The organism is Pantoea sp. S-LA4, from assembly GCF_054482835.1.
In genome coordinates, this window is sequence record NZ_JBTLRC010000002.1 from 3,901,680 (window position 1) to 3,914,273 (window position 12,594).

Consider the following 12,594-nt stretch of genomic DNA (forward strand, 5'->3'; position numbering starts at 1 on the left):
GCGTCTCTGGAAAACAGATTTTTTTCTCCTTTTGCCTGATTTGTGTGTATCCCTTCTTCCTGAAGTTATCAGTACCTGTAAGAGGGCTGATTTTCCTGCTTTGAATCCACATCAGCCAGCTTTTAATCTGTCTGCAAAATCTTTATCGCCTCTTTACCTTAACGGGTAATGACAGGATCTTCAGTGCTGATAAAATGAGCAGCCTGCACAATCAGGATTGTGAGGCCAGCACTGGCAGTACCTTCAGCGGGCAGCAGAGCGTGACGGTGATCGGGCGGGAGGGTGACGTTATCAGCGCCTCGTACGGCAGCCAGTCGTCGAAAAGCGAGACGCGTACCGCGAGCTTCCAGTCGCAGGGCAGCACGCTGACTGCGGGCCGGAACCTGACCGTCACGGCAACCGGCAAAAACGGTACGGCGCAGAGCGGCGACATCAGCCTCACCGGCAGCCAGCTGACGGCGGGCGGCGACCTGGGGCTTGATGCGTTGCGGGACATTCTGCTGCAGGGCGGCGCAGCTCACGGCGAAATCGGCAGCCAGGCGGGGGATATTGCGCGGACGCAGGGTGAGATCATCGCAACCCGGGAGGCGAACGAGAAGATGTCCGGCGTCACGCAGACCGACCGCGACAGGGCACTGGCTGAGCTTAAAGCCAAGGATCCGACGAAGCAGTACAGCGCAGACGACGTCAGTAAGCAGGTTTACAGCAACTTCTACAATCAGGCGTTCGTTGACAGCGGATTCGGGGCCGGCGGTAAGGTGCAGCGGGCCATCAGCGCGGTGACGGCGGCGGTGCAGGGCCTGTCGGGCGGGAACGTGGCGCAGGCGATAAGCGGCGCGTCGGCACCGTACCTGGCGGAAAAGATACACGAGCTGACCACGGACGCGAACGGTAAGGTTAATACCGAAGCGAACCTGATGGCGCACGCGGTGCTGGGTGCGGTAACCTCGTACGCGGCGGGCAACTCGGCGCTGGCGGGCGCCTCGGGCGCGGCGATGGGTGAGTACATCGCGCAGCAGCTGTATCCGGGCGTTAAACGTAACGACCTGTCTGAGGAGCAGCGGCAGACGATAAGTGCGCTGGGTACGCTGGCGGCGGGTCTGGCGGGCGGCGTGGTTGGTGACAGCACGGCGGATGTTGTGGCGGGTGCGCAGGCGGGTAAGAACGCGGTTGAAAACAATAATCTTGCACTGGTTGCGCGTGGTTGTGCCGCACTTTCACCTTGCCGGAATAAGGTTGCAGAGCAGTTGCTGGAGATTGGTGCGAAAGCCGGAATCACAGGGCTTGCCGGACTGGCCATTAAAGATGTAGCTGATAAAATGACCTCTGATGAACTGGAGCATCTTGTCACCCTGCAAATGATGGGTAACGACGAGATCACAAGAAAGTATCTCAGTTCGCTTCAGGATAAATACGCGCCTGTTCATACCGGTGGTGACCAGATAGCTGGGTCAGGTCCTGCGAATACGGGTGGAAATCAGCAGTTAGATCCAAATGATACGCCGACCAACACTGGTAATAATCAGGCTTCAGGACAGGGAGCTACTAATACCGGTAATACGGAAGGAAAACCTGATACTGTTGGGAATATCTTAGTCAATCCGGGAGCCGATCCTCTCACGAAGAAAGACATAGTTTATCTTTCAGAGAATTCAAACAGCAAGATAGATACTGTTATTAATGAGACCTTATCTGGTAAGAAAAACTTCACCAGTTCAACAACTTTGAGTTCAGATGAAGCGTTAGCTGCTGGTTTAAAATTCTTAGGAACGGGATATAAAGAGATCGGAAAACCGGGATCTGGTGTTTACCATAGTGCTGATGGGACAAAAGAATTTAGGATTGACTCAGGTTCAATTGGTGGTGCCCATGCGCCGGGAGTCCCACACGTACATTTTGCTGTAAAAAATCCTACAACAGGCAAGTATATTTCGAACAACCATGTTCCTTATAAAAACTAAGGAAGCAAAATGCTCTTAAAGAAAGGCATCGTTAATGATGGCGAATATGCTGGATGGGAAATCCAAATCGTCGATGATACAGAGGGGGAAACAGGAGGGTTCTACCTAATTTTAAGTAGCGAGGAGGCTGAGGTTTTTGATTATTGGTTTGAGAAAAGACGGTTCCTAGATAATCAGTTAGCTGATTTTAATGTGGAATGGAATTAGTACTCAAATCCCGGCCAGTTGGCCGGGATTTGTGCTTTTACGCCCTAAAAACCCCATCCTCCCGCCGCCGTAACCGAAGTACGCCGGGTGCAGCTGTGACCTCCTGTTGTTCAACGTCGGTAATATCGGACTCGATGATCCAGTCGCCATCCATCATCCATTCACCATACCGATATCGACCACCTGGTATCTTCAATCGTAGGTAAAGTGAGGGAAGGTAAAGTGAGGGACAAAACAACCTGGTCAGGGCTTCGCCCCGAGACCCCAAAGTGGATCAGGTTGAACGGCCCACATAAAAAAACAGGCTTTCCCGTCAATAATCAACTCGCCGTTATCCCGTCATAATATTATCTATTCACCGTCACGCCATTCTATTTAAGAATTAGCTGGAAACCAGCACGCTGTGCTTCGGCGATATTGAGAACCACGCGGACTATAAGGTGGAGCACCAGAGCGCGGGCATCAGCACCGGCGGCAGCGTGGGCGGTCAGTTCGCCGGGAACATGGCGAACGGCATGCTGGCGGGGCTGAACGACAGCGGCAGCGCGGACTCTGTGACGAAGTCGGCGGTGAGCGAAGGCACCATCGTTATCCGCGATAAGGAGAAACAGGCGCAGGACGTTGCAACACTGAGCCGCGACGTGGAAAATGCGAATCCGGGTCTTGAGACCATCTTCGACAAGGAGAAGGAGCAGAACCGGCTGAAGGCGGCTCAGCTGATAGGGGAAATCGGCAGCCAGGCGGGCGATATTGCGCGGACGCAGGGTGAGATCACCGCAACCCGGGAGGCGAACGAGAAGATGTCCGGCGTCACGCAGACCAACCGCGACAGGGCACTGGCTGAGCTTAAAGCCAAGGATCCGACGAAGCAGTACAGCGCAGACGACGTCAGTAAGCAGGTTTACAGCAACTTCTACAATCAGGCGTTCGTTGACAGCGAATTCGGGACCGGCGGTAAGGTGCAGCGGGCCATCAGCGCGGTGACGGCGGCGGTGCAGGGCCTGTCGGGCGGGAACCTGGCGCAGGCGATAAGCGGCGCGGCAAGTCCATACCTGGCGGAGGAAATACATAAGCGGACCACGGACGCGAACGGTAAGGTTAATACCGAAGCGAACCTGATGGCGCATGCGGTGCTGGGTGCGGTAACCTCGTATGCTTCTTGCAACCTGAAGCTGATAGGCGCACCAGACAGTGTCAGTGACAAAGTATAATAAAATACGCTCTAAAACCTGTAGTCAATTAGCAAAGCGAAAGTGAAGTTTTTCTGATTTTATTAGAAAATTGAAGTGATTAAAAATATCTTTATGAGAAGGTGACTCACTAAGTAACCAGAAGTTAAAATAAGGCTTAGTGTGATCAAGGAGAGATTAAAATGCATGGAAGCCGTTTTGTTTCAGGCTATGATAAAGGCAAGGTTAAGTTCTATTTATTACTCTCCGTTTTTTTTGTCATATTTGCAGCATGGCTATGGTATCTGATGTGGTCAAATTGCGTCGCAAGACGTGTTGTATTAATGAAGAGTGTTCCCGAGTGGACAACATACATTACTGTTGCATCAATAGTAGGTCTTGTTTTTGCGGGGCGAGTTGTTTATTTTAGACCAGTTGGTGAATCAGCTATCTATGTACTGAAAGCTTTTGGATGTGGGTTTTCTGTTGGTATTATTTGCATTCTAAATTGTTACAGTGTCTATGTTTATGTCGCTCCTGGTAAGATTGTTCAGTATGAGTCTGAATACGAGGTTACGTTTCCAGGTCCGGCAGTTGGGAAAAATAGCCATTGTGAAGCTGGCTTGTGGATTAAAGATGCGCACACAAAAAGATGGCTTCAACTTTGTACAAATCGTAAGAATTTATACAATGACAGGAAGCAAGGTATGACTAAAGTATGGGTGACGGCTCATACTAATAAAATAGGTTCTTACATTATAAATTATCAGTTCACTTATGATTAATTAAAAAAGCTATACGCTTTAATTATTATTTTTATAATTTCAGGTTGGCTGGGTGATAGTTAAAATTTCTGCGAGGAAAGTCCAGAGGCAGGAATGAAGATAATCCAGTAAAAGTAATATTCGTTGGCTTTTACTGAACTATAGCCTGGCTCCAGATCTCTGCTGCCCTTAATGAAGTCATTACCCTGACATGCAGCCAGACACCATTGTCCCTCTTAATGGTTCTGGCTCAGCAATCCGTCACGCCGCAGGCGGCGTTGTCCGTGCAAAGCTCTCGCGCTGGAACAGCGTCTCAGCCAGTTTTACCAGCGCAGGTCGTTCCACGCACCAGTTCGGCACTACGCGACGGAAATTGAGGTAGCCGATCATACAGCCGGTGGCGATATCAGCCAGATTGAGCTGGCCGTTATTGAGCCATTTTCCCTCTGCGGCGATTTTCTCCAGCATATCGAGACTGCGCTGGATCTTCTCGCGGTTACGCAGCAGCACCTCTTCCGACTGCTGATCGCCTGGCCGCATCTGCTCCCGCACAATCACCAGCGCGGCGTCGCTGACGCCATCTGCCAGCTTCTCCAGCTGACGGATCTGCAGTGACTGATGGGGATCGGCAGGCAGCAGGGCGGGCGCATCGCCGCGTAGTTCGAGAAACTCCGCGATGATGCTGGAATCGAACCAGATTTGTTGATCGTCAGCCACCAGCGCCGGAACTTTTCCCAGCGGATTGTAGTGCGGAACGTGACTGTCATCGCTGTAAGGCGATGCGTTAACGAACTCAAAGATAATGCCTTTTTCCAGCATAATGATCGAAATCTTACGCACAAACGGGCTGGTATAGCTGCCAATCAGTTTCATCGGGTTCCTCCAGGTTAGCTACGATTCGCCAGGAAACATAAAGGGGTTGAGGCTGCTACGGGCAAAGCCTTCCTGCTCCATCCGGGCATCCAGCACCAGCGACGCCAGATCGTCGGCGACCGGTTCGATAGCCGGATTTTTTTCCTGATAGAGTATCTTCAGATAGGTGCCGCAGTCGCCACAACTCTCCGCTTTCACCGCCGCATGTTCACTGTCAAGCGACCAGTAGTGCAGGTCGCGGGTCTGTTCACACTGGGTGCATTTGCTGCGCACCACATACCACTCACTTTCGCACAGGTTGCAGTGCAGATACCGCGCGCCGTCGTGGTTGCCCATGTGGACCACACTGGCGACCGGCATACTGGCGCACACCGGACAAAACTGCCGCTGATCGCCCATCTCAGCACGCGCTTTGCCTGGGATCATCGCGGCCATCTGCGCCCAGTACAGCGCCAGCGCGGCCCAGATAAACGGCGCTTTGTCGCTGCTCACCCTGGCATACTCGCCGGCAAACAGGGCGCTGGCCAGCGTTTCCAGTTCCGTGGCAGAGGCTTTCTCCAGATTCTCCAGCACCGCCAGCGCCTGGCCGCTCATCTCAGGCTTTAGTTCCGCAATCAGCGAGTGCAGTAACCGCTGCCAGTGCGTGTCGCGTGGCAGCGTGTGGATATCCAGTGGCGGCTTGCCCTCGCGGGCGCTCTCTTCCAGCCGCGCCCGCAGGTCCATATGCAGCGGATGGTCATACAGCACAATTTCCTGCGCTTCGGCGATCACCGCAGCAAAACGCAGGTAGTCGCCCAGAGGATTTTTAGCCGCCAGGTCACGCAGTCGCGCAGCACGACGGCTATACAGGTTTTTCAGCCGTGGAAAAAGTAACGGCGGAATCATCTCCGCCGTTGTTTTTTCGCTCTTCTCCAGCTGATCTTGCGGGATAATGCGAATGCTCATCAGGGGCGTTTTTCCTGTTTTATAGGCGGATTACGCTGCTCACGATACCAGCGTGGATGGTGGTGTCTGGCCCAGTCTGAACTGACCCAGCCCTCAATCATCGCCGTCAGCGTGCCTTTGACCCACAGCGCGGCATAGACATGCACCATGATGACCACGATCAGTGCGGTAGCCGACACCGAATGCACCACTAACGCCAGTCTGATCAGCGGAATAGTGAACGCGCCCGCGAAGTAAGGTCGCCAGATCACAATGCCGCTGACAAGCAGCAATACTAAGCTGATGATAGCAGCCCAGAACACACACTTCTGACCAAAGTTATATTTACCGGTATCACCGACCTCTTCATTCAGGGCAATACGGTGGATATTTTTCGCCCAGTAGAGGTCATCGCGGTTGATCAGATTATGTCGCCAGTAGCGTAAAAACATCAGCATAAAGGCGGCAAACATCACTACGCCAACAAACGGATGCAGGATACGCGCCAGCTGTGGCGTGCCAAATATCTGCATCAGCCAGTTAAATGAGGGAAAGAAAAAACCTAACCCGCTCAGTGCCGCCATGACAAAGCATAAGGCGACAATCCAGTGATTAATGCGTTCCACAGCGCGGTAACGCACCAGGCGATCGGAATGTTTCATTATTTGCGCTCCTCCGGACGATCGTCGTCGTCATCGTGATGCTCTTCGACCCGATTCGGGCCCACGCCGACATAGTGGAACAGCGAAGCCGCGAAGGTGGCGGCAAAGCCGACGGCGGCCAGCGGTTTCCAGATGCCTTTCCAGAAGGTGACGGTTGGGCTGATATGCGGATCGGCAGGTAACCCGTGATAGCGCTGCGGCTGACTGGCGTCATGCAGCACATACATCACATGCGTTCCGCCCACGCCTGCCGGGTTATAGACGCCCGCCTGGGCGTAACCGCGTGCTTTCAGTTCAGCAACCCGCTCGGCGGCCAGCGTCAGCATGTCGCTTTTACTGCCGAAATGAATGGCACCGGTCGGGCAGGTTTTCACGCAGGCCGGTTCCTGGCCGACGCTGACGCGATCGACACACAGGGTGCATTTGTAGGCGCGGTTATCCTCTTTGTTCAGCCGTGGCACGTTGAACGGGCAGCCAGCGATGCAGTAGCCGCAGCCAATACACTGTTCTGACTGGAAATCGACAATGCCGTTGGCGTACTGAATGATCGCGCCCGCCGAAGGGCAGGCCTTCAGGCAGCCGGGATCGGCGCAGTGCATACAGCCATCTTTGCGGATCAGCCACGCCAGCTTGCCGTTCTCTTCCACTTCGGAGAAGCGCATCACCGTCCAGGATTTGGCGCTTAAATCGGTGGGGTTGTCATAGATCCCAACGTTATGTCCGACCTCATCGCGAATGTCGTTCCATTCGGAGCAGGCGACCTGACAGCCCTTACAGCCGATGCAGGTGGTGACGTCGATTAATTTTGCGACCTGGCGCTGATGATCGCGCGCCTGTGGCGGCGGGGTAAATCCATTGGTCGCTGAGCGACGAATAATATCTTGTGACTGGTAAGCCATTGTCATCCACCGTTACGCTTTTTCCACTTTCACTAAAAATCCCTTGTATTCCGGGGTCTGTGAGTTGGCATCGCCAACCGAAGGCGTCAGCGTGTTGGCGAGAAAGCCTTTGCGCGTTGTGCCTTCAAAGCCCCAGTGACAGGGAATGCCCACGGTATCGACCGGCTTACCGTCAATCATCAGACGCGGCAGTCGGCGCGTCACCACCGCTTTGGCTTTGATGTAGCCGCGGCGTGAAGAGACCTTAACGCGGTCACCGGCGCGAATCCCTTTCTCTTCGGCCAGCTCAGCGCCAATTTCGACAAACTGCTCCGGCTGGGCAATGGCGTTCAGCAAGGCATGTTTGGTCCAGTGGCGGAACAGCTCAGTGATCGAGTAGGTGGTCGCCACGCAGGGGTAATCCGCGGCCTCACCCAGACTGGCAGCATCGTTGCGGAACAGCCGGACAACCGGGCTGTGACGCTGCTGCGGATGCAGCGGATTATCACTCAGCGGGCTTTCCATCGGTTCGTAGTGTTCCGGGAACGGGCCATCCGCCATTTTATCCAGCGCAAACAGATGACCCAGGCCATCGGGCTGCATGATAAAGGGCCCGGCCTGCTGTTGCGGTGCCAGGGTTACCGGATAGTCCGGCACATCGATGCCCTGCCAGCGCGCACCGTCCCACTCAATCAGGCGGCGATGCGGGTCCCAGGCTTTACCCTGGCTATCGGCAGAGGCGCGGTTGTAGAGAATGCGCCGGTTAGCGGGCCAGGCCCAGGCCCAGCCGGAGACCGCGCCCAGCCCGGAAGGATCGGCGTTATCGCGTCGCGCCATCTGATTGCCCTGCGGCGTCCAGCTGCCTGCGTAGATCCAGCAGGCGCTGGCGGTGGTACCGTCATTACGCAGTTCCGAAAAGCCGTTGAGCTGCTGGCCTTTCTTCAGCAGTAGCTTACCGCTGTCATCGTAGATATCCGCCAGCGCGCGGCCGTTACTCTCCTGCGCCACCTCTTCCGGTGAGGGGTCCGCGGGGTCCTGGTAATCCCAGCGCATCGCCATCAACGGTTCAGGTGCGGTCCCGCCTTCCTGGCGATAAAGGTCGCGCAGACGCAAAAACAGATTGCCGAGGATTTTGCCATCATGCAGCGCTTCAGCCGGCGGCTCAGCGGCAGCCCAGTGCCACTGTAACCAGCGCGACGAGTTAGCCACCGATCCCGACTCTTCGGCGAAACAGGAAGAGGGCAGACGGAACACTTCGGTCTGGATTTTGGCCGGATCGACGTCGTTAAACTCATCATGATGTTGCCAGAAGCTGGCGGTTTCGGTGCTGAGCGGGTCGATCACCACCATATATTTCAGTCGGGAAAGGGCCCGAACCGCTTTATTTTTATCCGGGAAGGCGGCCAGCAGGTTAAAGCCCTGAATCAGGCAGCCGTTCAGCTCGCCCTGTTCCATCATCTCAGCCTGCGCCATGCAGTCGTAGCTTTTGTCCCACTTAGGCAGCCAGTCGTAACCCCACTGATTTTCTGCCGTGGCGTTATCGCCATAGAAGCTCTTCATCAGGCTGACGAAAAACTTATCGCTGTTCTGCCAGTAGTTGACCTGGCCCGGCAGGGACGCCGCCGGCGTGGCTTTCTGCAGATAGCTCGCCAGAGTGGTCATTTTTTCTGACGGCAGCGGCAGGTAGCCCGGCAGGCTTTGCGACAGCAGACCAAGATCGGTAAACCCCTGCACGTTGGAGTGGCCGCGCAGCGCATTGATACCGCCGCCAGGCATACCGATATTACCGAGCAGCAACTGGATCATCGCGGCAGTGCGGATAATCTGCGAGCCGTTGGTGTGATGGGTCCAGCCCAGCGCATAGAGAATGGTCGTGGTACGATCGGGCACGCTGGTGGCAGCAAGCTGCTGGCAGACCGCGAGGAAACTCTCCTGCGGCGTACCGCACAGGCGTGCCACCATTTCCGGGGTATAGCGGCTGGCGTGGGCTTTCAGCAGGTTGAGCACGCAGCGCGGGTGGCTGAAGCTCTCATCGCGTTGCGCATGACCCGCTTCATCCAGCGCATAGTGCCAGCTCTGGCGATCGTACTGGCGGGTGGCGGCATCGTAACCGCTGAACAGACCGTCGCTGAAGCTGTAGCCCTCATCAACAATCAGCGCGGCGTTGGTGAAGGCCCGCACGTACTCATGCTGAATGTGGTCATGCTGCAGCAGGTAGTTGATCACCCCCATCAGGAACACCACGTCGCTACCGGCGCGTATAGGCGCGTAGAAATCGGCCACGGCGGCGGAACGGTTAAAGCGTGGATCGACCACAATCACCTGCGCCTGATTGTGGATTTTGGCGTCGATGACCCATTTAAACCCGACCGGATGCGCTTCGGCTGGATTACCGCCCATGATCAGCACCACATTGGCGTTCTTAATGTCGTTCCAGTTATTGGTCATTGCACCGCGACCAAAGCTGGGTGCCAGCGCGGCAACCGTCGGACCGTGACACAGCCGGGCCTGGTTTTCCAGCGCCAGAATACCGAGCGCGCGGGCAAATTTGTGGTCGAGCAGGCCAGTCTCATTGCTGGCGGCCGAAGAACATAACATCGAGGTGGTCGGCCAGCGGTTAACCGTGACGCCGGCAGCGTTGGTGGTCTGGAAATGGGCGTCGCGATCCTGCTTCATCAGCCGGGCGATGCGCTCAAAGGCCTCATTCCAGCTGATGCGCTGCCATTTATCGCTGCCTGGCGCGCGGTATTCCGGGTACTTCAGCCGCTGCTCACTGTGGATAAAGTCGAGCACGCCTGCGCCTTTCGGGCAGAGAGAACCGCGGCTGACCGGATGATCGGGATCGCCTTCAATGTGGTAAATCGAGGCGCTGGCGTTTTTCGCGCCGTCGCCCAGGCTGTAGATCAGCATGCCGCAGCCCACCGAGCAGTAGGTGCAGTTATTACGCGTCTCTCTGGCGCGGATCAGTTTATATTCCCGGACGCTGGCTAACGCCGTTGCCGGGGCGAAACCTAATAATGCTGCGCTGGTGCCCGCTAAACCGCCGGCGCAGAGTTTAAAGAAACTCCGTCTGTTAATTTGCATTTTCGTTCTTCTTTATTGGCTCCATTGCGAAGCCTTGCAAAATAGCAGCCCTATCTGCTTGTAAGTTGACCAGGGTCAAGAGGTTAGGCATTAGTAATCCGGCATTTACATTTTGTTAAAATTTTTTAGCAACGGATTTACTGCGCAAGACAATTTTCAGCGGCGGGCCAAAATTACGGCTCCTGAATGCTCACGAATGTTAAATCGGGAGAAATAATCATTCGCATTCTGCCGCCAGCGGGCGTGGCTGGGGCGATCCGGCGATAAATAACCGCATCAAATGCCTTGTGGTTTATTTGCGCTGTACCCGGTGTGAGGGCAAAATTAGTGGCTGTCGTTGCCGTTTAACCCGACAGCGCGAACAGCCGCATTTCATTATTTGTTAACAACAGGTCGTACTCCTTGAAAGCTATTCTGCAAACTCCCGGCGAAGATTTAACAACTCAGGCAGGTATCAGCGAAACGCTGGTGTGGCAGCGCGCTGACCTCGCGGTGGCTCAGCCTGACTGGCTGGCGGAAGAGGTGCCGGTGGCGCTGGTCTATAACGGCATCTCCCACGTTGTGATGATGACCACGCCAAAAGATCTGGAGGCCTTTGCGCTGGGATTTTCGCTGTCGGAAGGCATTATTGACGCGCCAGAGGATATTTTCGGCATGGATGTGGTGCCGGGTTGTCACGGTATCGAGGTGCAGATTGAGCTTTCCAGTCGTCGCTTTATGGCGCTGAAAGCGCAGCGTCGTGCGCTGGCTGGCCGTACCGGCTGTGGCGTTTGCGGTGTCGAACAGCTGGATCAGATTGGTAAACCGCTGGCGCCGTTACCGTTTACCCAGACTTTCGCGCTGGCGCAGCTGGATCGGGCGCTGGGGCAACTGAAAAATTACCAGCCGGTTGGACAGAAAACCGGCTGTACCCATGCCGCCGCGTGGGTACAGCCGGATGGAGAGCTGGCGGGCGGCTGTGAGGATGTGGGCCGCCATGTGGCGCTGGATAAGCTGCTGGGCTATCGCAGCCAGTCCGTCTGGGGCGAGGGCGCGGTGCTGGTATCGAGCCGCGCCAGCTACGAAATGGTGCAAAAATCCGCCATGTGCGGCGTCGAAATCCTGTTTGCCGTCTCGGCCGCCACCCGGCTGGCGGTGGAGGTCGCTGAGCGCTGCAACCTGACGCTGGTCGGCTTCAGCAAGCCGGGACGCGCCACCATTTACAGCCATCCACAACGCCTGATTTAAACCACTATCACCTGCGGCAGTGCCTGTTGCAGCGCCGCCAGCGCAGTGGAGGCCTCAGCGCCGCCATCGGTAATCAGCGTGGCGATCGCCTGCGGTACGGCGTAAACCGTACGGCTGACCACGCCCAGCTTACTGTGATCGGCCAGCAGGATCGTCGCGGCGGATTGCTGCACCATCGCCCGGGCAATCGCCGCTTCGTGTGGATGGAAGCTGGTGGCGCCGCGACTCGCCTCAATCCCGACCGGCGACAGTAGCGCAACGTCGGCACGATAACGTACGATCTCCGCCACGGTTATTTCGCCGCGCGTCTGCTGCGCGCCGGCTGACAACGTCCCGCCCAGCAAAATAATCTCATTCCCCAGCACGTCATGCTCCTCTCCGGCGCTAAGCGCCAGCGCAGCCTGCAGGCTGTTAGTGAGGATGGTCAGGCCCGACAGGGCGCGTAGCTCCTCCGCCAGCAGCGTGGTGGTGCTGCCTGCATCCAGAAACAGCGTCTGACCCGGCTGCAACAAATCTGCCGCCGCCCGGGCAATAGCGCGTTTTTCCCTCGCCTGAACCGTACGCCGCACGGTCAGCGGCGGTTCAGGCGGCGTCTCGATCGCCACCAGACCGCCGTGAACGCGGCGTGCCAGCCCCAGCGCTTCCAGCTCAATAATATCGCGGCGCGCGGTTTCCCGTGATACGCCCAGTTCCCGGATGATGCGCTCAGTACTGACCTGATTTAAGTGGGTCAGCAGCGCCCGGATGCGCTGAAGGCGCGTTTCCTGCAGCATGGTCATTCCTTATTGCGCGCAGTGCGAAAGTCGGCTGAATCAGTGACTAAGCTTACCTGAGTACCCGGATGT

11 protein-coding genes are annotated in these 12,594 nt (G+C 56.0%); 5 read left to right on the forward strand and 6 right to left on the reverse strand.

Features of this window, described 5'->3' with window-relative positions; genetic code table 11:
* The first annotated feature begins 194 nt into the window (after window positions 1-194).
* From ACX3P5_RS19175 to ACX3P5_RS19190, 4 genes are all read left to right on the forward strand, one after another.
* Window positions 195-1,961, forward strand: coding sequence for a VENN motif pre-toxin domain-containing protein (locus ACX3P5_RS19175; protein WP_458969127.1), 1,767 nt, complete (start codon window positions 195-197; stop codon window positions 1,959-1,961).
* A gap of 9 nt (window positions 1,962-1,970) precedes the next feature.
* A complete protein-coding gene (locus tag ACX3P5_RS19180) occupies window positions 1,971-2,168 on the forward strand; it encodes a hypothetical protein (RefSeq protein ID WP_458969128.1) in 198 nt (65 codons plus the stop codon).
* 440 nt (window positions 2,169-2,608) lie between these two features.
* A complete protein-coding gene (locus ACX3P5_RS19185) occupies window positions 2,609-3,379 on the forward strand; it encodes a hypothetical protein (protein WP_458969129.1) in 771 nt (256 codons plus the stop codon).
* 161 nt (window positions 3,380-3,540) lie between these two features.
* Entirely contained in the window at window positions 3,541-4,122 is a 582-nt protein-coding gene (locus ACX3P5_RS19190) for a hypothetical protein (protein ID WP_458969130.1), read from the forward strand.
* A gap of 240 nt (window positions 4,123-4,362) precedes the next feature.
* Here ACX3P5_RS19190 and ACX3P5_RS19195 read toward each other — a convergent pair whose 3' ends face one another.
* Genes ACX3P5_RS19195 through fdnG form a run of 5 tightly spaced genes read right to left on the reverse strand, consistent with a single transcriptional unit; the run spans window position 4,363 to window position 10,522 of the window.
* Window positions 4,363-4,974: a glutathione S-transferase gene (locus ACX3P5_RS19195; RefSeq protein WP_336756975.1), complete on the reverse strand. Its 612-nt coding sequence runs from the start codon at window positions 4,972-4,974 to the stop codon at window positions 4,363-4,365.
* A gap of 18 nt (window positions 4,975-4,992) precedes the next feature.
* Window positions 4,993-5,919, reverse strand: a complete 927-nt coding sequence (fdhE, locus tag ACX3P5_RS19200) for a formate dehydrogenase accessory protein FdhE (RefSeq protein WP_233985715.1) — start codon at window positions 5,917-5,919, stop codon at window positions 4,993-4,995.
* A complete protein-coding gene (gene fdoI / locus ACX3P5_RS19205) occupies window positions 5,919-6,560 on the reverse strand; it encodes a formate dehydrogenase cytochrome b556 subunit (protein WP_233985714.1) in 642 nt (213 codons plus the stop codon). The genes fdhE and fdoI overlap by 1 nt, the downstream gene beginning before the upstream one ends.
* Complete coding sequence (gene fdxH, locus ACX3P5_RS19210; protein WP_233985713.1) at window positions 6,560-7,459, reverse strand: formate dehydrogenase subunit beta; 900 nt, start codon at window positions 7,457-7,459, stop codon at window positions 6,560-6,562. The genes fdoI and fdxH overlap by 1 nt, the downstream gene beginning before the upstream one ends.
* A 12-nt stretch (window positions 7,460-7,471) precedes the next feature.
* Window positions 7,472-10,522 carry a formate dehydrogenase-N subunit alpha gene (gene fdnG, locus ACX3P5_RS19215; protein WP_458969131.1) on the reverse strand — a complete coding sequence of 1,017 codons (3,051 nt, stop codon included), beginning with the start codon at window positions 10,520-10,522 and terminating at the stop codon, window positions 7,472-7,474.
* Window positions 10,523-10,924: 402 nt separating this feature from the next.
* Between fdnG and fdhD the strand changes: the two genes are divergently transcribed.
* Window positions 10,925-11,749 carry a formate dehydrogenase accessory sulfurtransferase FdhD gene (gene fdhD, locus ACX3P5_RS19220; RefSeq protein WP_233985711.1) on the forward strand — a complete coding sequence of 275 codons (825 nt, stop codon included), beginning with the start codon at window positions 10,925-10,927 and terminating at the stop codon, window positions 11,747-11,749.
* On the opposite strand, the gene ACX3P5_RS19225 is transcribed toward fdhD, so the two are convergent.
* The gene (locus ACX3P5_RS19225) at window positions 11,746-12,522 is read right to left on the reverse strand and encodes a DeoR/GlpR family DNA-binding transcription regulator (protein WP_458969132.1); all 777 of its coding nucleotides are present in this window, start codon (window positions 12,520-12,522) and stop codon (window positions 11,746-11,748) included. The two genes, fdhD and ACX3P5_RS19225, sit on opposite strands and share 4 nt — an antisense overlap.
* Between the last annotated feature and the right edge of the window lie 72 nt (window positions 12,523-12,594).